The sequence below is a fragment of the Xanthomonas sp. AC360 genome, from assembly GCF_979258225.1.
This window is the reverse complement of record NZ_OZ409846.1, coordinates 590,165-609,400: the sequence shown is the minus strand read 5'-3', so window position 1 is coordinate 609,400 and position 19,236 is coordinate 590,165. Positions and strand designations below refer to the sequence as shown.

Sequence of the window (19,236 nt, the reverse complement as noted above, 5' to 3'; positions counted from 1 at the left end):
TGCTGCGATGCGCGGCATCTACGACCACGCGACACGCGCCGGCCAGTGCATGCACCGCGATGCGCGTGCGCCTACGCCTACGCGGGTGTCACTACACGGCAGCTGGCGAGTTGGCTCGTTCGCTGGCTATCGCGGCTGTGTCTGATGGGTGTGGCGCAAGCGCATGCGCAGCCATCAACGCGGTGAGCCGGCGGTGGCAGTCGCGCAGGGCAAGTGCGGAGGCCGGCATGTTGCAGGCGTCGAAGGTGTGCGCTTCCGCCTTCCAGGCGGCGAGCAGGTCTTCCAGGTCACAGAGCAGGCTCGGCATGGGGAGGTTCTCCGATGGGCGTTCTGTACCTACGGCTGCTGACAGCGGACGGATGCAAGACCGTTGTGTTGCAGGCTGACTCGGTTATTTAAGAGCGGCTAACGACACGACTGCGCTCAACGCCAGGAGGCGCTGCCGGTGCTCGGTGCGGTATTTATATGCGTACACGCTGGCTCTGAGCGTGCGGTCCACATTCACCTGACGACTGCTCGCAACGTTTTGTCAGCGGCTCTAAAGCCACAGCGCGGCGAGCCGCCCCAATGTGGGGACATCGCAATCGACATCAGCCGTGTGCCCCTCCGGCTTCTCGCGCTCGCCCACCGTTGGGTGCACAGCGCCCGCGCCTTCGCCAGCGCGTGCACGTGATAACGCTGCATGCCGCTCCCGCCGCCGTGCGCAAGCCACACGTGCGCGTCACGGCGGCGGGAGGAGGGTGGCTACACGGCTTTCTGCTGCAGGAGACGCGCATGCGCACTCAAGAGAACGATAACGTCCAGATCGACGATCCTAGCCCGCCCGCCGGGATCAAGGCGCCTGGCAAGAACGATGATCTGCTGCAGGATGGCCCCGCGCAGGACAGCGAGATCGATGACGACGACAGCATCGATGGCGATCGCGACGAAGACCAATAGGCCTGGGCGTGGTGCTGCACAGCGTCGTGCACACGTGCAGCGGGGGCGTGATCGATGAGAAGCACTACTTTGCTGATGTCGCCGCCCGCTGTTGCGGATGCCTGTTGCTGCGACGGTCCAGACGCCGCCATCGGCCTCTCGCCCGTCTGTGCTGCGCCGCTGGCATCCCCAGTGCAGCATGGGACGCGGATACGACAGCCGCCATGTGCGCATCGACCTCACTCGTAAGCACGCAGCGTCCGACCTACACTGCACAGCCTTCCAGACTGTTGAGTGCCATGGAAACGTTGCCGCCATTACCGACAATCGCACTGGGCGAGTATCGCCACTTCAAGGGCGGTCGCTACGAGGTGCTTGGCGTTGTGCGCAGCAGTGAAACCCTGGAGCCGCTGGTGCTGTATCGGCCGCTGGACAGCGAGATCGGCCTGTGGGTGCGGCCGTACGCCATGTTCATGCAACAGGTGGACGTGGATGGCGTGATGCGTTCGCGCTTTGCGCCAGTGGCGTGATCGGCGCGTGCCGTGATGCGGTAGCTTGCAAGCGCCCGATAAGGCAGCCATGAGCACGGCCAAAGCGCCGCTCACCACGCCCGACGGGCGCTACCTGATCGTACGTGGCCGGTTGTGGCGCACATCCGATCCACACCTGAGCGCAGCGGTGCGCGCGAGGTTGGTCGCCGAGCTGATGGATGCACGTCGTGCGGTCAAGGCAGCCAAGCGTCACGACGACGCGCAGCAGCTGGCGCGCGCACGTGCCGAGGTCGATGCCGCCAAGATCGCCTTGGGAGAACGCGGCCCGGTGTGGTGGACCGACGGTGCGGACGACCTCACTCGGCATCTGGTCAAGAACACGCCGTATGCGGACTGGTTTGATGGTCTCGACGCCGCGCACTAGCGTGCACGCAGCAATATGCTGCGGAGAGTGTTCGCCAACAGAGGCGACGGAACCGCAGCGATGGCAGTGCTGCACAGCACTACGCACATCCGCGTGGCGCAACCTTGCAAGAATTTGTCGGCTCAGTACGCAAGCTGCCGCACGCACAGCCGCGACCAGTTGCAACGACCCAGCTCGATGCCACCGGGCTGGGCCGTTGCTGCCTGCGTAGGCGACTCAGCCCAGGTCGCAGTTGCTCGGCTGCGGCCAGGTGGTGGTGGGCAGCATTGCCTTGACGGCGGCCGGTGCGGTGATGCCGATGGTGCTGGCGCCGTACAGGTCTTCAAGCTCGTCGATGCTGACGATGTAGCTGTCCAGCGAACCCAGATTGGCGCTGTTGGGAATCAACCAGCTGATGGCGCGCGTGCCGCCGCCGGGGTTGGCGGTGATGATGGTCTTCCAGAAGAAATCCGGTGTGCGAATGCCGTGGCTGCTCAGAAAATAGTCGTTGCTGGTGTCGCTGTAGATCACCCCGCCGTAGACCTGCACGCTGGCGATATCGCGGTAGCACTCGGCCACGTTCTCTGCGCGCACCCAGATGCCCTGATTGAAGCTGGACACCTGCGGCACGATGTTGGACATCAGGTTGGCGCGACGGATGTAGGTCGCGTTGTAATCCATGTGGTTGGAGGTCACCAGATGGCCGCGGTCGTAGCCGCTGCGCACGCTGGCATACGACGCCGCGGTGGTCTGTCCGCCGCAACCGCTGGGCAGTTCGGTGTCCAGATTGAAACTGGATGGGCGCGCGGCCGATCCGGTGTCGGCTTGCAGGACGTATTCGTAGCGCAGCGCGGTGTGGTTGGTGCAGTCGTAGCGCAGCGTGTAACCGCCCTTATTGAGGGTGACGACTTGTGCCTGGGCAGCGGCACTGAAACCGGTGAGTAGCAGAACGGCAAGCAGGGTCCTGAAGCGCATGGGAGTGAATCTCCTAGGAATCGTTCGGACGCACAACGCCACCGCCGATTGCTCATAGAGCAGATCGACGTTCAGCGGAAAATGCGCTGGTCGGGGGACAGGTTGGCTCGGTCTCTAGCGAGCACAACAGCTATCGCATGCAAATGTTTCTCGTTGGTGACGTCAGCGTGAGGAATGTGCACTTGCACCATTTTTTTCGATGAAGGTGCGATACAGATCACACATTTCCGTGCATACGTCGCGCAGGTGATAAGCCTTCGGTTATGCCTGGAGCACCTGCATACGCGACTGGATCACACTTCACACTTCACACTTCACACAGCGCACCGACAAGTACGCCGCGATTGGCGTCTGGGTAGCCACGGACGCCGAGAGTCGGCAGTGGCGTCTGTACCTCTGGTGCGTGGACACGATCGGTTTCCACACCGCGAAGGTCATCGACGCACCAAGCACGCGCGCTTCGCCTGGCAACGGCGCCGCATCACCACATCGTCGCGCCGGCAGACACAAAAACCCCCCTTCCGCAGTTCGTGCGAAAGAGGGGCATTTGCGCGTGTCGTGAGACACGCCGTTCGAGTGGTCGATGCGCTATGCGACGTTTCTTTCCAGGTGCTGTCCGCTTGCAGGCTCTAGCTGGAACAGCGACACCAACGGCGTCAACCTGCCGGACTGCTTTTCCATCGCGCGTGCTGCGGCCATGGCTTTTTCCACCAGTCGATCAACGGCACTCATCCGTTTTCGCCAGTGCCGCTGCGGCCATCAACCGAGCGCGATTGCTGCAGATCCGACCGCAGCGCGCGTTGGACGAGCTTACTGACCGGAAGTCGGCAACTTGACCACCACCTTGATCTCGAAGCGGAAGCCAGCCAGCCAGGTCACACCGACGGCGGTGACGGCGGGGTAGGGCGCCGGGCCCCAGTAGCTGACCCAGCGGTCCCACGCCGCATCGAACACGACCTCGGGGTTCACCATGAACCAGGTGACATCGACCACGTCCTGCGATGTGCAGCCGGCGGCGCTGAGGATGGCATCGAGATTGGCGAACGCACGCGCGATCTCTGCGTCCAGCTCCGGCTCGGGCGAGCCGTCTTCGCGGCTGCCGACCTGGCCGGCGACGAACATCAATCCATCGGCACGCACCGCCGGCGAATACCGATGACGCTCGTACAGCGCGTGGCGGCCCTGCGGAAAAACAACGTCACGTGTAGCCATGGGACTCTCCTTCAAAGTGCGACAGAACGGACGCTCACACTAAGCGCCTGGCCGCGCGCGATAAATCCGCAGCCTTGAGCAACACTGTTTGTAGAATCCAACTAATCTTGGCGCAGGAGTGGCGATGGATCGGTTCGATGCGATGCAGGCGTTTGCGCGTGTGGTTGAGACCGGCAGTTTCACCAAGGCGGCCGACACGCTGGAGATGAGCCGGGCCAGCGTGACGCATCTGGTGCAGCAACTCGAAGCGCGGTTGCGGGTGACGCTGCTCAACCGCACCACCCGCAGGGTGCACGTGACCGCCGACGGCGCCGCCTATTACGAGCGCGTGGTACGCCTGTTGGCGGACATGGACGATGCCGAAACCAGCTTGTCCGATGCATCGACGCTACCGCGCGGACGCTTGCGCGTGGATGTGCCCAGCCCGTTTGCGCGCTTGATCCTGATGCCGGCGGTACCGGCGTTTCATGCGCGCTATCCGGATATCCAGCTGGATATGGGCGTCAGCGACCGGCGCGTGGATCTGATCGGCGAGAACGTGGATTGCGTGGTGCGCGGCGGCACCATCGCCGATCAGTCGTTGATCGCGCGGCGGGTGGGTGATCTGCAGGCCGGCGTGTATGCGGCGCCAAGTTATCTGCAACGGCTGGGCACGCCTGCGCATCCTTCCGAGCTGGAAAACACCCGCCACCGCTGCGTCGGTTTCATGCGTTGGGGTACCACCACCACCGTGCCCTACGCGATGCAACGTGGCGACGAAGCGGTGACCGTGCACGGCCGGCATGTCGTTGCCGCCGACGACGGTAATGCCTATCTCGCCGCCGGGCTGGCCGGTATGGGCGTGTTGTGGCTGCCGGTGTATATGGCCACCGCACACGTGGCCAGCGGCGAGCTGGTACCGGTGTTCGAAGACTGGCAGCTGGAGCCGATGCCCTTGTCGATCGCGTTTGCACCCAATCGCCACGTGAGCGCCAAACTGCGGGTCTTCATCGATTGGGTGATCGAGCTGATGGCTGCGCATGTGCATGTGGTGCGCCCGAGGTTGCGTTGAGTCGCGCGTGATGCGTTCGGTTTACGCAAGGGCGATGGCGCGGGGCAGGCGCTACCTCACGTCTCATGGAAAATTGGCAGCGCCTACGAACTGGCGGGTTTGATGCAGGTGCCGCTGGTGTATGCGTTCAAGCTCACTTCCTACGACTGACGTTCCGTTTCAACAGTTGACAAGTCGAGGCGATGATTTCACCTCATCTGCAACTTGCACGCAGCGACGCAGTCCCGGACGCACGCGCCGCGTCGTGAGAACACGCACGCACCGTAGAGAGGCAATCGTGCGCTGCGAACGACGCAGCCAGTTCAACGCACGACCAATCCCATTGTCTTACTCTGCCAGTTCGCGTCGGACCGGATAACGCCAGCCGCTGATCGCCGCGAACGGCGAGCGCGCGTAGATCCATTGCAGGCGTGCATCGCCATCGGCGCGGAATGAGGCATCGCTGGCGAGCTTGCGGTCGAATTCGGCGCGCAGTGCGGCGTCGTGTTGCAGCAGCCCTTCGGTGAAAGTCACCAGCTCGGTGCCATACAACCCGCTGTCGGGACTGCCGGCATTGCGGAAGCGCCCACTGACCAGTAGCGAATCGCTGCTCTGCGGTTCGAGCAATGCAGCGGCCAACATGCGCATCGGTTGATCGGCTGGCACGCGAACGCTCCCCGCCGGGAAGGTTTCTTCCACGCGGCTTGGATGCGGTTGGTGCGTGTCGGCGTCCTTGAGGATGCGGATCTGCTGCACCACGCGTGTGCGTGGCTGCGACAGACGCTCGTGGCGGATGCCGTGGGCCTTGAGCAGGTCCACCACGTCGTCGTTGCCCGGTGGAATCCACCACGCCAGTGGATACTGCACCGCCTGCGTTTGCCGGTAGCCAATCACCGGCATCGTCCAAGTTTCATCGCGGCCTTCCCAGCGCAGCTCCTGGCGACCGGAAACCGGCGACAGCGCACGGGTATAGCTCACTCCCTTGAACGGTACCTGCGCTATCGGCTGCGGCAGGCGTTCCCATGCCACCATCAGCTCCTGCGGCCGAGCCGCGCGATCTGCCTGCTTGGCTGCTGCGATGGCATGCGCATCCCGGCCGACCAACTGCAGCGCCGCTTCCAGCAGCACGTAATCGCCGAGCACGCGTTGCCGATACGACTTCAGGTGGTGATTTTCCACCAGCACGGTGGGAATGCCGGCGAAGTCACCGTAGCCGGTGGAGTAGCGCGGGCCTTCCGGCGCGTTGCGCAGCCCGGAGCGCGGGTTGTCCTTGTCGACCAGGCTGGGGTAGATGGCGGGGGAATGGCCTAGCTTGCGCAGTGCGTCGCTGACCACCGGCGTGAAGCGCTGCTGCAGCCACTCGGCGGTGGCACGTGAGCGCGCGTAGGTGCCCCAACCGGCGTAGGTAAAGGTGATGTCATATTGATGATCCAGCCCATCGCTGACGTGCAGATCCAGATACAACGCCGGGTCGAGTGCGTGCAGCAGCGCCACCATCGCACGCGTTTCCGGCGCTTCCAGCGCGAGATAGTCGCGATTGAGGTTGAGGCCGCGCGTGGTGCTGTTCCAGCCCATCTGTTGCGGGCCACGCAGTGCTGCACCAATCAGCGGGCCGCGCTGTTCGTGGCCGTCGATATTGAGGATCGGCACGAAGACAAAATCCACATCGTCGAGCAGATGGTCCTTGCCGCGCTGTGCGATATCGCGCAACAGCATCAATCCCGCGTCCTTGCCGTCGATCTCGCCGCCATGGATGCCGGCCTGCGCCAACACCACCGGCTTCCCGGGTTTGCCCTTGTGCGCACGGACCAGCAGCAACTCGCGCCCTTCGCCCGTTTTGCCTAACACTTCCAGCGACAACACCGGCGAGGCGGCGACCAGGCGCTCCAGCCATTCGCGCGTCTGCGCATAGCTGGGCGTGCTCGCAAAATCGCTGCGTTCCACCGGGGTGCGCCACGGATCGCCTGGCCCGGCAATGAATGCTTCGCTTGCACCCTGCCACGCGCGCACCGGCGGTAGCAGCGCGGTGGTATCGATGGGCTGCGCGCCGAGCTGTGCGGCACTGAATAGCGCTGCGAGCAGGACGGTGGCGGAGGCAGCGTTGATGCGGCGCGTAGCGCGATTGACCGCAGGGCACGTGCTCGGTTGCGATGCCAGTGCGTCGAACAAAGCAGGATGCACAGCGGTCGTACGTGGATCGGGGCTCATGTGGGGCGTCGTGATTCCGTTGGAGAGGCTGCAGTGATGACGCGCGAGACGGGTGTAGCGGTCTGCGCAAGGACATTGGGCTCGATGGACAGCGGCTGTCCTGATCAAGCGTGTCGGCCTTGACCAAGTGCGTTGCATGGCGGCTATGACGATGCCTGGAAATGCGAGCGCAGCGTGGTGCTGTTTGCGTAATATTGTAACAAATATGTCGGCGCCCTCAAGGCAGCGGCACTGCAGTTGGAATCTCACGGACGGCACATCCGACTCACTTCGCGACCACGCACGCACACCAGATTGCCTCGAAGCAATCGCAGCCGAGGTCCCTCTGCACTGGGAGAAGGTCTGGGGTAAGAGGCCGTCGGCCAGCAGACAATTGGTCGCAGATAAGCGCTTTGAGCGCCGCTATCGCTAAGCCCCAACCCTGCAATAAGCCGGCTCATGCAACGCTTGTTACGCGTGACGCCTAACCATCCTCAAATCAAGGTTGCCGACATGCGCGTCAACTCAATTCAGCAACCACCAACTCAAGCAATCATAGCTATGTGATAACGTATCACTTTGCTCGCCCACCCCATGCCATGCTCCCAAATCTGCAGCCAAATGCCGCGATTTCCATCCACGATCTGCACGTCGCCTATGCCGGGCGCGCGGTGGTGAAAGGGCTGAATCTGCACATCGCGCCCGGCAGCGTGTACGCGCTGCTCGGCGGCAACGGCGCCGGCAAATCCTCCACCCTGTCGGCGCTGCTGGGCTTCGTCAAACCCGCTTCCGGCAGTGTGCGGGTAGACGGCATCGACCCGGTCGCCGCGCCTGGCAAGGCACGCGCGCGGTTGGCGTATCTGCCGGAAAACGTCGCGCTCTACGAGCATCTGAGCGCGCTGGAAAATGCCGACTACTTGCTTGCGCTCGCCGGGCAGCGCTGCAGCCAGGCCGACATCGGCCATGCGTTTGCGGCCGCAGGCTTGCAGCGCGAAGCCTGGAGCCAGCGCCTGGCCGGATTTTCCAAGGGCATGCGCCAGAAGGTGGCCATTGCCGTGGCCACGCTGCGGCAGGTGCCGGTGCTGTTGCTGGATGAGCCCACCTCCGGTCTGGACCCGCGCGCCATTGCCGACTTCAACCAACTGGTCAGCGGCGTGCGCGAGCGCGGTGGCGCGGTGCTGATGGTCACGCACGATCTGCTGGGTGCGGTGGACGTGGCCGACCGGATTGGATTTCTCGAAGACGGCCGCATCGTCGAAGACCTCGGCGCCGGCGACAGCGGCTTCGATGTGCGCACCTTGCACGCACGCTTTGCACGGCCGCAGGAACGCGCTGCATGAGCGTGCATGCATGAGCCCTGTGTGGTTGGTTGCGCGCGAAGAGCTGCGTTTCATGGCCCGCAATCGCTCCGCCGCCATCGGCGTGGTGTTGCTGATGCTGCTGACCTTGGTGGCGGCTTTGACCGCCGCGCATCACCAGCGTGAGGTCACCGAATTCCGGGCGCGTCAGCAACAGGCTGCGCAGCAGGCCTTCGACGCGCAGCCGGACCGTCACCCGCATCGGGTGGTGCATTACGGTCATTTCATCTATCGCCCGTTGCCGGCCCTGGCCGCGTTCGATTCGGGCGTGGATGCCTTCACCGGCAACAGCATGTTTCTCGAAGGTCATCGACAGAACACCGCCAACTTTGGCGATGTGCGTCAGAGCTCGCTGTTGGTGCGCTTCGGTCAACTGACACCGGCCTTCGTGCTGCAGGTGCTGGCACCGTTGATGCTGGTGTTTCTGGGGTATGGCGCGGTGGCCCGCGAACAGGAGACCGGCACGCTGCGCGTGTTGCTGCTGCAGGGCGCCACGCGCCGGCAACTGCTCGGCGGCAAATATCTCGCGCTGGCCGCCGTGGCCGGCGTCTGTCTGTTGCCGGCCTTGGTCGGCCTGATACCGATCGCGTTGTTGCCGGGCCAGGCGGTGCTGGTCGCGCTGCTGGTGCTGGCCTATGGCGTGTATCTGCTGGTGTGGTGTGGCCTGGTGTTGGCTGTGTCGATGCTGTGCCGGCGCGGCCGCGATGCGCTGCTGGTGTCGCTGGCGTTGTGGGTGTGGCTGGCCCTGCTGGTGCCGCGCGTGGCGCCGGATGTGGCCAGTGCGGCGTACCGGCTGCCCACGCGGTTGGAAACCGATGTGGCGATCCAGCGCGACCTGCGCACGCTCGGCGACAGCCACAACCCGGACGACCCGCACTTTGCGCAGTTCAAACAACAGGTGCTGGCGCGTTACGGCGTGCAACGGGTGGAAGACCTGCCGGTCAATTACAAAGGGTTGCTGGCACTGGAAGGCGAGCGGCTCACCGCCAGCCTGTTCGAGCGCTACGCGGCGCGCGATGCACGCATCCAGCAACAGCAGAATCTGCTGGTGCGCACGTTTGCCTTGCTGAGCCCGACGGTAGCGTTGCGCGAGGTCTCGATGACCCTGGCGGAAACCGATCTGCGCGCGCACGAACGCTTTCTCGCACAGGCCGAGCGTTACCGTTACACGCTGGTGCAACAGCTCAATCAGCTGCAGGCCGATGCGGTGAGCATGGCCGACGACACCGCGCAGGATGCCGGTGCCGATCAACGCAAGCGCATTGCGTCGGCGCATTGGCAGCGCATTCCGATCTTTACCTTTACCCCGGCGTCCAATGCCGACGTCGTAGGCGTGGCAGCTGCGCCGCTGGGTCTGATCGCAGCGTGGATGCTGGCTGCCTTGTGCATATTGCTGGCCGCCGGACGGCGCGTGGGAGTGGCACGTTGATGGTGCTGTGGAAATACGAAGCGCTGTTGTTGCTACGCGCACGCGCGGCCGTGGCCGGGTTGCTGCTGCTCACCCTGCTGACGGTGTGCAGCCTGCTCTCCGGGCAGCACGTCATCGACGCGCAACGCGCCAACATCGCACGCATCGCACCGCTGCAACAGGAAGACAGCGCGGCAGTGGAAGCGTATGTCGCGCGCTCCAACGATGCCGGCAGCGCGGCGTACTACAGTTTCCACCCGACCTGGGACACGCCATCGTCATTGGCCTTCGCCGCAGTGGGCATGCGCGATGTGTCGCCGTACATTTTGCGGATACGCGCGCTGGGTCTGGAAGCGCAGATCTACGATGGCGACAGCTATAACCCCGAGCTGGCGCTGGCCGGGCGTTTCGATTACGCCTTTGTACTGGTGTTTCTGTTGCCGCTGTTCGTGATCGCGTTGCTGTTCGATCTGCGCTCCGGCGAGCGCGAGGCCGGGCGTGCGCGCATGTTGGCCGCATTGCCAGGCGCGGGCACCGCCTTGCTGGTGCGCCGGGTGGTGGTGCGTGCGGTGGCGGTGCTGGCGTGTTTGTGTGTGCCGTTCGCGATCGCTGCAAGCTTCAATGCGGTGTCGTTGCTGCAGCAACTGGCAGTACTGGCGCTGACCTGCGTCTATCTGCTGTTCTGGGTGCTGCTGGCGGTGGTGGTGGGTCGCATCCATTGGCGGCCGGCCGCGCATGCGACAGCGCTGGCCACCTGTTGGGTGGTGCTGGCGCTGGTGGCGCCGGCCTTGGCGCATGTGGCGATCAATCAGGCAGTACCGGTCAATCAGGGCACCGAAATTGCGCGGCTGCAACGCGAGGCGGTGAACCATGCCTGGGATATTCCACGCCAGGCCACGCTGCAGCGGTTCTACGCAGGCAATCCACAGTGGGCGGATTCGCCGCCGTTGACCGATGCGTTTCACTACAAGTGGTATTTCGCCTTCCACGAAAACGGCGATCAGCAGGTCGCCCCGCAGGTCGCCGCCTATCGTCAGGGCTTGCTGCGCCGCGAAGCGCTCGCGCGGCGCGTGGCCAGTGTGTTGCCGCCGGTGGCAGTGCAGGCCGCGCTCACGCGCTTGGCCCACACCGATCTGCAGGCGCAACTGGCCTATCAGGATCGCATTCGCGCCTATCACCAGGCATTGCGTACGTTCTATTACGGGTATCTGTTCCGCGACCGGCCGTTTACACGCGACGACTTCCCGCGTGCGCCGCGTTTCGACGCTGCCGCCAAGTCGGCGCTGCAGGGCAGCTAGGCGCGGTTAACGAAACGACTGCGCCTATCGCAAGGCAGGGGCGGCCGGTGCTCGGTGCGGCATGCGCCACTCGCAGGCTCCGCTTCGGAGCATGCGGTCCACACTCACCGGACGATGGCTCGATCAGTTTTTTACCCGCTCCAAGTAGTCGCCAGGACATGCGCATGCGTTGCGCGTCGTGGAAGGTATGCGGGGGCCTCACGATGCAGCTCCATACGATCTCTTGATCGGTCGGTGTCTCTATCAGCCGCGTAGACGATGCAGCATCGGCGGCTCGATCACTATGCTTTGACGCTAGCGCAGCAGCGCCGCACGACATGTGGTGGTGGGTAAACACCTTGCACGGTGAATGACACAAGCACCGCACTCACCCAGTGCTGCGCCGCTTCGAGGTGCCACTACGGCTGCGCTTCTTGCCGGCGGCCAGCGGTGCGGCCGTTTCGACGCCGCCGTGTTGCATCTGCTCCAGCCACGACAACGCATCGACATAGCCGAGGAAGTGCTGCAGATAGCCGGGCGAGCGTTCGCGCATCAGGGTGATGCAGCGATGCACCAGCACGCTGGAATTGAGCGGGCCGGCATCCTTGGGAGCGTCCTGCAGCGATTGACGCACCTGGCTGGCAGTACGCACGGTGGTCCAGGTGCGGCGGAAATCGTCCAGCGCCGGCAGCTCTGGAAACAGCTGCGCATCGGCGGCCGCGGTCTTTCTGCTGTCCACTTCCATCAACGCGGCGTGGCCTGCCAGCTGGTCGGTCAGGGCACCGAGCGGGCTACGCTGCGTTGGCTGCGACGCAACGCCGGCCTTCGCGCCGCGCGCAGTTTTTTTGATGGTGGCCGCATACGCATCGACCAGGCCGGCAAGCGTTTGTTCCAGTACCGCACGCACTGCATCGGCCTGGGTTTCGGCACGCGTCGCCAGGGTCTGCATCAGATGGAAGCGCACCGGGTCCAGCCGATCGGCGCCCTGGCTGCGCCAACGCTCCAGGCGCGCGCGTGCGGATGCCGGTGTGCTCATCGTGTAGCGGCGGACTGCTTGGGCGCGGCGCGCGGCGCACCGGACGGGCGCGCGATCGGGGCGATCTCCACACGGCGATTCTTGGCGCGGCGCGCTTCGTCGGCGTTGGAGTCCACCGGTTGCTGCGCGCCGAACGCCGCAGCAAATACCGATGCGGCCGGCACGCCTTCGGCGATCAGTGCGCGGGTCACGGTGAGCGCGCGCTGCGCGGACAATTCCCAGTTGTCGGCATAGCGGCGGTTGCCGCCCAGCACCGGGCGGTCGTCGGTAAAGCCGCTGACCATCAGCAGTTCCTCGCGCGCGCTCAGGTACTGCGCCAATGGCGCCGCAAGCGACTTCAACACTTCGCGTCCTTCCGGCTGCAGTTGATCGGAGTTGAATGCAAACAGCACGTTGCCGCGAATACCGATGCGGCCATCGACCAGCGTGACGCGGCCGGCGGCCAGCGGTGCGGCCAGCGCCTGTTCCAGGGTCTTGCGGCGCTGCGCTTCGGCCTGGCGCTGTTTGACCTCCTGATCGAGACGGCTGGACAGCTGTAGCTGCACGCCGATCACCCCGACCAGGATGAGCACGAACGCGCCCAGCAGCACCGACATCAGGTCGCCGAATGCGGCCCAGATCGGGGTGCCCGATTCGCCGTCGCTTTCGATCTCGTCGCTCATGCCGGCTCCGTTGCGCCGGCATCGCTGCGGCGGCCCTCAAGCTGACGCAGTTCTTCGATGATCTGCTTCTGCGACAGCATGCTGAGGTCGACCACTTCACGCGCCTGCGCGACGTAATACGCCAGCTGGTCGTCGCTGCGCGCCAGCGAAGCATCCAGTGCGGTGGCCACGTGTTGCAGACGTTCGTTGAGCTCGCCGGTGGAGCTGCTGAACAACTGCACCGCCATGCCGAAGGCTTCGCCCAGGCTGGCCACTTCCACCGCGCTGCCACTGACGTGCGCGGCTACCGCACCGAGCTTGCCGGTTTCGCTGCCGATCTGTTCGGTGAGTTGGCTGCCCACGCGCTGCAGCAGGTCGGCCGAGGTGGTGACCAGCGCATCGACGGCTTCGCGTTGTTCGGTGGAGGCGTGATTAACCGCGTTTAGCAAGGTGTCCAGCGTGGCCAACAGGCGGCTGCGTTCTTCCAGCATGGCGGTGTCGCGCACCATGCTTTCCGACAGGTTCTGGCGCAGCTCGGCCACCACATCGGCCGCCGCCTTGGGCGCTTCGGAGGCGATCTGCATCAGGCGCGAGACCTCGGCAATCGTGGCGCTGGTTTGCGCCTGCGCCTGCGTGGACAGTTCGCTGGCGGTGCTGGCCAGGGTGTCGCAGATGGCCTGCTGTTGCTGGGTGACGCGTTCGCCGGTCTGTTCCCACTGCGTGGCCAAGGTGGCGCTCATCGCGGTGAAGCGCTCGCTCCACACTGCAAGACGCTGCGCATCGCGCGCTTCCAGCGCGGCCTGCAACTCGGTGTGCGAGTGCTGCAAGGTGCCGACCAGGTCTGCGGCATGCGTATCGAAGCTGGCGGTTGCGGCGGCCAGCGCGTTCTGGTGCTGGGTGGCCAACGCGGCGCTGGCGTCTTGCTGTTGGGCCAGCGCGTCGCTCCAGGCAGTGGCGGTCTCGCTGCTGGACTGCTCCATGCGCTTGGACACCGCATCCACCAGCGCGTTCGAACGCGCATCGAAGGTGCTGGCGAACTGCGTCAGTGCGTTCTGCAAATCGTGCGTGAGCGTGTGATTGGCGCGCTGCTGTTCGGCCACCGCAGCGGTCCAGGTGGCTGCGGTGGCGGCGGTGCTGGTCTCAAAGCCGCTGGTCAACCCGTCCAGCTGCTGCTGTACCGCCTGCTGCACGCCGTGCTGCAAGGTGGTGGTCTGCTCGGCAAGCTGTTCCAGCATGGCCTGCAACTGCGTACCGAGCGACTGGGTGGTGCGTTGTTGTTCGGCAAGCACCGACGCCCAGGTGTCGGCGTTGGTGGCGGTGCTGCGCGCAAAGCCGTCATCGAGTGCGCGCAACTGTTGCTGCACGGCGGTGCCGACGCTGTCCTGCAGCGCGCTGTTGCGTTGCTCGACCTGCGCCAGCATGGCCTGCATCTGCTCGATGAGCGCCTGCTGCGCGCGCTCCTGCGCGGCCAGTGCCGCCTGCCAGTGCTCGGCCGCAGTGCGTGCGCTGTCCTTGAAACCGGCGTCGAGGCCATGCAGTTGCTGCTGCACCGCTGTGCTCACGCCTTCCTGCAATGCAGTGGTGTGCTGGGCGATCTGCGTAAGCGTGGTCTGCAGCTGCGTGTCGAGCGCCAGCTGTGCATGTTCCTGCGCGGCAAGCGCGGTGGTCCACTGTTGCGCGGCACTGCTGGCACTGCGATCGAATCCGCTGCTGATGCCGTCCAGCTGCTGTTGCACAGCCTGGGTAAGCTGCGCGTGCAGCGCGGCGGTGTCGCGCGCGATGCTGGCCATGGTGGTCTCCATCGCCGGCTGCAATGCCGCGCCAACCGCGCGCGCGCTGTCTGCCACGCCGGCCTGCAGCGATTGCTCCATCGAGGTCGCAAGCCGCGTGTAGGCCGCTTCGGTTCTGGCATGGAACTCGGCCTGCTGTGCGGCTAGACGTTCGTCGGCGGCAATGCTCTGCTGCTCGATGCTGCCCATCAATGCCTGCAGGCGATCGATCAATGCCGGCATCAACGCGCTTTGTTGCTGCTGCAGCTTGAACACTTCACCGCGCTGGTGCGCGTCCGAATGCGGATGCAATTCGGACGCGATCTTCAGATCCAGCCGCTGCACGGCCTGCAGCCGCTCGCGGCGGCACAGCGCCGACAACAGGCCCAGCATGGCCGAGGTGGCAACACCGGCGATGGAGGTGCCGAAGGCGAACGCCAGGCCTTCTACCGGAGCCGCCAGCGAGCCACGAATGGCCTGCAGGTCGGTGGCGCTTTGCAGCGCAAACCCGGTGCCCTTGAGCGTGGCCATCATGCCGAGCAGGGTGCCGAGCATGCCCAGCAATACCAGCAGACCGACCAGATACGACGTCAGCACCGGCGCCGGCAACGCCACACGCGCACCCTGGATGCGCAGACGCACCGCATTGCGCAGGCTCGGGTGCAGCTGCTCCAGCCACGCGTCCAGCGCTGACGGCGCGGCGGTGAGCCCGGTCACTGCAGTGTCCAGCGTGGCGCTGGCCTGACGATAGCGATACAGCTCCAGCGCACCGGCGAGATAACACGCGCCGATCAGCGCCGCGACGCAGGCACCCAACGGGTTGTTACCCAGATAGCCGAACCCGACCCAACAAACCGCCAACAGGCCGACAAGAAACACACACACGTGTACAAGAGTTTTGAACATGACGTCCCAGTTAGCGGGTACGAAGCGCTGCAAGCAGGCCTTCGATCGGGTGAAAACGAACATCCAGTTCGGCGAGCAACACGCTCTGCATGTCTTTACGAAATACATCCAGCCAGCCATCGGACACCGCGCGCGGCGCGATCTCCTGATCGGTTGGCGCGCCGTGCGCGTACGCGGCCTCGCGCAGGCGGTCGAAATGCGTGCCCAGCAGGCCCGGCACGGTGTTCAACAAGGTCTGCTCGCGCGGGCTCAAGGTCAGCTCCATCACCGCATCCACTTCGGCCAGCCGTGCCATGTCGCTGGACACCAGTGCCAGCAGGTCGCGCAGCCGCCCACGCAGATCGCCGGTGGCGGTGCGCATGGCACGTTGCATCGCCAGGTAGTGCTGCCGGAACGGCGCGTAGTCGGGCACCGGCGGCGCTGCCTCCGTGTCCGTCGCAGCGCGCGCATCGCTGCGCAACCGCGCGACCAGCGCATCCAGATCGGCCACGCTGCTGGTCGCAAGGCCGGCGCGCACGCGAGCGCAGGCGTCGGCATCGAGCGGACGCGGTTCTGGCAGGTCGTCGGTCTCGGGCAGCTTGCCATCCAGCGCCTTGGACACGGCCACTGCGCGTGTCCAGTCGATCCACTGGCTCAGCCGGTCGGCCAGCGCATGGTTGGACTGGGCGACGCGGACATCGCTGAGGCGTGCGAGCAGGCGAATGAACGCCGGGCCCGAGAGGGGCGCCCGTGGAGCAGCTTTCGCCATTGTTCCGGTCAAAGACCGCGCATTTTACACGGGAATGACAGCGGGTCGGCCGGCGACACCGGGCGTGCGCTGCGGTGGCTGGTGACGTTCATGGTTGGGCAGAACTGCAGTCAGGGTGGCATTCGGGAATCGGGCTCTGGCGGGAGGTGACTGGCCGGAGCGTTGTCAGCGCAGACGGCCGCTGCAATCGGTCGAGCCGGCAGCGTCAGGTGAGATGGTTGCGGCGCCTGCGCTTGCGCCGATTCATGAACGAAATTCATGACCGCATGCCGCCTACGTGGCATCGCGCGGCGCGCGGGTTTGCTACAACCACAGCAGAGCAGCCGGCGCCCGCCATGCAAGGCTGTCGTCGCGCCCAGGCATTAGCCGTCACGTCCAGGCACTCGCTATCGCCGGATCTGGCGCCATCGCAGACCTGCCGCTGCGGCGCAGGCCGCCCGCCCCCCTCAGGAGCATCCGCATGAAGTTCGACACTCCCGCAGGACCCAACCCCAGCGACCAACTCAAGGTGCTGGGCCAGCCGGTCGACCGCGTGGACGGGCCGCTCAAGGTGACCGGGCAGGCCCGCTACGCCTATGAATGGCATGACCAGCCCGGGCAGATGGCCTACGGCTACATCGTCGGCGCGGCGATCGGCAAGGGCCGTATCACCGAGATGGACACCGCCGCCGCACGGGCGGCGGCCGGGGTGATCGCCGTGCTCACCTACCAGAACGTGCCCACCCTGGGCACCGGCGAGTTCTACGTGCAGCGGTTTCTGGCAGCGCCGCAGGTGGATCACTACCACCAGGCGGTGGCCGTGGTGGTGGCCGAGACCTTCGAGCAGGCCCGTGCGGGTGCGGCGCTGGTGCGGGTGCGTTACGCGCGCGAGCGCGGGCAGTACGACCTGGCCGCCCAGCAGGCCAGCGCCCCGGTGGCGCCGCAGGCCCCGTTCGGTGGGCCGCCACAGACCGCACAAGGCGATTTCGACGCCGCCTATGCCGCCGCGCCGTTCACCGTCGATGCCACCTACCGCACCCCCGATCAGGCGCACGCGATGCTGGAACCGCACGCCACCATCGCGCGCTGGGAAGGCGAGCAGCTGATCTGCCACACCGCCATCCAGCAGATGAACTGGGGCACGCGCGATCTGGGCAAGGCACTGGGCGTGCCGAAGGAGCGCATCCGGCTGCTGTCGCCGTTCATTGGTGGTGGCTTCGGCGGCAAGGGCACCGCGCAGGCAGATCTGGTGCTGGCCGCGCTGGCTGCGCGTATCACCGCACGGCCGGTCAAGCTGGCCTTGCAGCGTCCGCTGATGTTCAACAGCACCATCCACCGGCCTGCCACCATCCAACGCCTGCGCCTGGGCGCCACCGCCGACGGCCGGCTGACCGCGATCGGGCATGAGAGTTGGTCGGGCAATCTGCGCGGCGGTCGCAGCGAGCCGGCCACCTTGTCCACCCGTGCGCTGTATGCCGGCGCCAACAGGATGACTGCGGTACGGCTGGCGGTGCTGGATCTGGCCGAAGGCAACGCCATGCGCGCGCCCGGCGAGGCGCCGGGGATGATGGCGCTGGAAGTGGCGATGGATGAACTGGCCGAACGCGTGGGCATGGACCCGGTGCAGCTGCGCATCGTCAACGACACCCAGGTGGACCCGGAACAGCCGCAGCGCCCGTTCTCCACGCGGCCGTTCGTGGCCTGCCTGCGCAGCGGCGCGCAACGCTTCGGCTGGTCGCAACGCAATCCCACCCCCGCCAGCGTGCGCGATGGCCGGTGGCTGATCGGCATGGGCATGGCCAGCGCCATTCGCGGCGCGCCGATCTCCAAGGCCGGCGCGCGTGCGCGGCTGGACCGCAGCGGCACGCTGACCATCGAAACCGATATGACCGATATCGGCACCGGCAGTTACACCATCGTGGCGCAGACCGCGGCCGAACTGCTCGGCGTGCCGCTGCAGCAGGTGGTGGTGCGGCTGGGCGATTCCAGCTTTCCGGAAACGCCCGGTTCGGGCGGGCAGCAGGGCGCTGCCTCGGTCACTGCCGGCGTCTATGCCGCCTGCATGCAGCTGCGCGAGACAGTGGCGCAGCGCCTGGGCATTGCCGCAGACCAGGCCCGGTTTGCCGATGGCATGGTGCATGTCGGCGGCCGCGCCATCCCGCTGGCGCAGGCGGCCGAGCATGGCGAGCTGGTCGCCGAGGACGCCATGGAATACGGCACGCTCAAGCAGCAGTACGCGCAGCAGACCTTCGGCGCGCACTTTGCGCAGGTGGCTGTGGATGCCGACACCGGCGAAATCCGCGTGCGCCGGCTGCTGGCGGTCTGCGCCGCCGGACGCATCCTCAATCCCAAGACCGCGCGCAGCCAGGTGATCGGCGGCATGGTGATGGGCGTGGGCGCGGCGTTGATGGAAGAGATGGCGGTGGATACGCGGCTGGGCCTGTTCGTCAATCACGACCTGGCCGGCTACGAAGTGCCGGTGCATGCGGATATCCCGCATCTGGAGGCGCATTTCATCGACGAGGTGGACCCCACCATGTCGCCGTTGAAGGCCAAAGGCGTGGGCGAGTTGGGCTTGACCGGCGTGGCGCCGGCGCTGGCCAACGCGATCTACAACGCCACCGGTATCCGCGTGCGCGACTATCCGATCACGCTGGACAAGCTGCTGGCGCAGCTGCCGCGCAGAACGGGGTAAGTGCAGCAGGAAAAAAGCGGTGTGGCGCCGGCCAATGTATGTACCAGCGCCAGTGCCGTCAGCGAGCACTCGCGCGTTGGGTTGGCGATGGAGGCGATGCATCAAGCCGCGGACGATGCATCCATGTGCTAGCTGCTGTGCGTGCGATTGAGCGCACCTGACACTGCGTGCAGCTAACAAAACGACGGTGCTCATCGCCAGGT

General features: G+C 65.6%; 17 protein-coding genes and 1 other RNA gene. 9 read left to right on the top strand and 9 right to left on the bottom strand.

Annotated features, from left to right (window positions below):
* Nucleotides 1–91: 91 nt before the first annotated feature.
* The gene (locus ACZZ0O_RS02625) at nucleotides 92–307 is read right to left on the bottom strand and encodes a hypothetical protein (protein WP_323515046.1); all 216 of its coding nucleotides are present in this window, start codon (nucleotides 305–307) and stop codon (nucleotides 92–94) included.
* Between the two features lie 158 nt (nucleotides 308–465).
* On the opposite strand from ACZZ0O_RS02625, the gene ACZZ0O_RS02620 reads away from it, so the two are divergent.
* The 4 genes from ACZZ0O_RS02620 (at nucleotide 466) to ACZZ0O_RS02605 (ending at nucleotide 1,833) form a co-directional block, all read left to right on the top strand.
* A non-coding RNA gene (locus ACZZ0O_RS02620) (sX9 sRNA) lies at nucleotides 466–535 on the top strand.
* 239 nt (nucleotides 536–774) lie between these two features.
* The gene (locus ACZZ0O_RS02615) at nucleotides 775–939 is read left to right on the top strand and encodes a hypothetical protein (RefSeq protein WP_463592142.1); all 165 of its coding nucleotides are present in this window, start codon (nucleotides 775–777) and stop codon (nucleotides 937–939) included.
* A gap of 278 nt (nucleotides 940–1,217) precedes the next feature.
* Entirely contained in the window at nucleotides 1,218–1,448 is a 231-nt protein-coding gene (locus ACZZ0O_RS02610) for a DUF1653 domain-containing protein (protein WP_463592141.1), read from the top strand.
* Nucleotides 1,449–1,497: 49 nt separating this feature from the next.
* Entirely contained in the window at nucleotides 1,498–1,833 is a 336-nt protein-coding gene (locus tag ACZZ0O_RS02605; protein ID WP_463592140.1) for a hypothetical protein, read from the top strand.
* Nucleotides 1,834–2,049: 216 nt separating this feature from the next.
* On the opposite strand, the gene ACZZ0O_RS02600 is transcribed toward ACZZ0O_RS02605, so the two are convergent.
* The 3 genes from ACZZ0O_RS02600 to ACZZ0O_RS02590 all read right to left on the bottom strand — a co-directional run bounded on the left by ACZZ0O_RS02600 (nucleotide 2,050) and on the right by ACZZ0O_RS02590 (nucleotide 3,999).
* Nucleotides 2,050–2,787 carry a DNA/RNA non-specific endonuclease gene (locus tag ACZZ0O_RS02600; RefSeq protein ID WP_055847762.1) on the bottom strand — a complete coding sequence of 246 codons (738 nt, stop codon included), beginning with the start codon at nucleotides 2,785–2,787 and terminating at the stop codon, nucleotides 2,050–2,052.
* A gap of 588 nt (nucleotides 2,788–3,375) precedes the next feature.
* Nucleotides 3,376–3,519: a hypothetical protein gene (locus tag ACZZ0O_RS02595; protein WP_463592563.1), complete on the bottom strand. Its 144-nt coding sequence runs from the start codon at nucleotides 3,517–3,519 to the stop codon at nucleotides 3,376–3,378.
* 78 nt (nucleotides 3,520–3,597) lie between these two features.
* Entirely contained in the window at nucleotides 3,598–3,999 is a 402-nt protein-coding gene (locus tag ACZZ0O_RS02590) for a Rid family hydrolase (RefSeq protein WP_463592139.1), read from the bottom strand.
* A gap of 124 nt (nucleotides 4,000–4,123) precedes the next feature.
* Between ACZZ0O_RS02590 and ACZZ0O_RS02585 the strand changes: the two genes are divergently transcribed.
* On the top strand, nucleotides 4,124–5,050 hold the full coding sequence (locus tag ACZZ0O_RS02585) for a LysR family transcriptional regulator (RefSeq protein ID WP_463592138.1): 927 nt from the start codon (nucleotides 4,124–4,126) through the stop codon (nucleotides 5,048–5,050).
* A gap of 327 nt (nucleotides 5,051–5,377) precedes the next feature.
* Here the strand turns inward: ACZZ0O_RS02585 and ACZZ0O_RS02580 are convergent, their stop codons facing one another.
* A complete protein-coding gene (locus ACZZ0O_RS02580) occupies nucleotides 5,378–7,237 on the bottom strand; it encodes a M14 family metallopeptidase (RefSeq protein WP_463592137.1) in 1,860 nt (619 codons plus the stop codon).
* A 578-nt stretch (nucleotides 7,238–7,815) separates the two neighbouring features.
* On the opposite strand from ACZZ0O_RS02580, the gene ACZZ0O_RS02575 reads away from it, so the two are divergent.
* Genes ACZZ0O_RS02575 through ACZZ0O_RS02565 form a run of 3 tightly spaced genes read left to right on the top strand, consistent with a single transcriptional unit; the run spans nucleotide 7,816 to nucleotide 11,280 of the window.
* Complete coding sequence (locus ACZZ0O_RS02575; RefSeq protein ID WP_463592136.1) at nucleotides 7,816–8,556, top strand: ABC transporter ATP-binding protein; 741 nt, start codon at nucleotides 7,816–7,818, stop codon at nucleotides 8,554–8,556.
* Nucleotides 8,557–8,566: 10 nt separating this feature from the next.
* Complete coding sequence (locus tag ACZZ0O_RS02570; protein ID WP_463592135.1) at nucleotides 8,567–10,003, top strand: ABC transporter permease; 1,437 nt, start codon at nucleotides 8,567–8,569, stop codon at nucleotides 10,001–10,003.
* Complete coding sequence (locus tag ACZZ0O_RS02565; RefSeq protein ID WP_463592134.1) at nucleotides 10,003–11,280, top strand: DUF3526 domain-containing protein; 1,278 nt, start codon at nucleotides 10,003–10,005, stop codon at nucleotides 11,278–11,280. Before ACZZ0O_RS02570 ends, ACZZ0O_RS02565 begins: the two co-directional genes overlap by 1 nt.
* A gap of 367 nt (nucleotides 11,281–11,647) precedes the next feature.
* Here the strand turns inward: ACZZ0O_RS02565 and ACZZ0O_RS02560 are convergent, their stop codons facing one another.
* From ACZZ0O_RS02560 to ACZZ0O_RS02545, 4 genes are read right to left on the bottom strand one after another with little or no spacing between them, the layout of a single operon-like run.
* Nucleotides 11,648–12,295: a DUF2894 domain-containing protein gene (locus ACZZ0O_RS02560; protein ID WP_463592133.1), complete on the bottom strand. Its 648-nt coding sequence runs from the start codon at nucleotides 12,293–12,295 to the stop codon at nucleotides 11,648–11,650.
* On the bottom strand, nucleotides 12,292–12,957 hold the full coding sequence (locus tag ACZZ0O_RS02555; RefSeq protein ID WP_463592132.1) for an OmpA family protein: 666 nt from the start codon (nucleotides 12,955–12,957) through the stop codon (nucleotides 12,292–12,294). Before ACZZ0O_RS02555 ends, ACZZ0O_RS02560 begins: the two co-directional genes overlap by 4 nt.
* Complete coding sequence (locus tag ACZZ0O_RS02550; RefSeq protein ID WP_463592131.1) at nucleotides 12,954–15,611, bottom strand: DUF802 domain-containing protein; 2,658 nt, start codon at nucleotides 15,609–15,611, stop codon at nucleotides 12,954–12,956. The genes ACZZ0O_RS02555 and ACZZ0O_RS02550 overlap by 4 nt, the downstream gene beginning before the upstream one ends.
* A 10-nt stretch (nucleotides 15,612–15,621) precedes the next feature.
* Entirely contained in the window at nucleotides 15,622–16,359 is a 738-nt protein-coding gene (locus ACZZ0O_RS02545) for a DUF3348 domain-containing protein (protein WP_463592130.1), read from the bottom strand.
* A gap of 460 nt (nucleotides 16,360–16,819) precedes the next feature.
* On the opposite strand from ACZZ0O_RS02545, the gene paoC reads away from it, so the two are divergent.
* Nucleotides 16,820–19,033, top strand: coding sequence for an aldehyde oxidoreductase molybdenum-binding subunit PaoC (gene paoC / locus ACZZ0O_RS02540; protein WP_463592129.1), 2,214 nt, complete (start codon nucleotides 16,820–16,822; stop codon nucleotides 19,031–19,033).
* Nucleotides 19,034–19,236: the final 203 nt, after the last annotated feature.